This window comes from Oleiphilus sp. HI0117, assembly GCF_001635235.1.
In genome coordinates, this window is the sequence record NZ_LWGA01001472.1 from 1 (window position 1) to 590 (window position 590).

Sequence of the window (590 nt, forward strand, 5' to 3'; positions counted from 1 at the left end):
TTTTGAGTCTGAATATTTCTGACCACAAGCCCTCAAGGCAGTATTTTCATCCATTGCTCCGGTGTGACTTAAGCCCAACGCGGCAACGGAGGAAAAGTGCAGAAAGCGCTTTTTGTTATCACCCTTTGCCGCTTCATCTAATACAGTCTGCGTACCCAACACATTAACGCGCCAGGTTTCCTCTTCTGTTGCAGCATTAGAGACCACTGCAGCCGTGTGAATGAGGGTGTCACAACCAGCTAGCATGTCTCGCCATCTCTCTGGCTCAAATAAATCAGCTTGTATGATGTTTTGTTCCTGATTGGCACTTAGATCAATCCCACAGGTCTCGATACCTTTTTTATTTAGGCAACGCGCCAGACTTTGTGCGATAAAACCTTTTGCGCCGGTAATAAATACTTTCTTCATTGCGGCCTGCCTATTATTTTTGTTGTTTCAATACGTTTCTGACAATCGAATCAATATAGAAATTAACTAGCTTTACGGGAATCAGTCTGTTCATCCAATAGGTCATCCGGGCGAGCTTGCCTGGAATGATGTAAAAACGCTTCGATTCCAAGCCTTTCATAATATCGTCAATCGCATGCTCC

The 590-nt window shown here is 44.2% G+C and carries 1 protein-coding gene; it reads right to left on the bottom strand.

Going from position 1 to position 590, the window contains the following annotated elements; all coding sequences use genetic code 11:
* The coding region (locus A3757_RS24530; protein ID WP_156506567.1) for an NAD(P)-dependent oxidoreductase at positions 1–408 on the bottom strand (408 nt) is incomplete at its 3' end.
* Between the last annotated feature and the right edge of the window lie 182 nt (positions 409–590).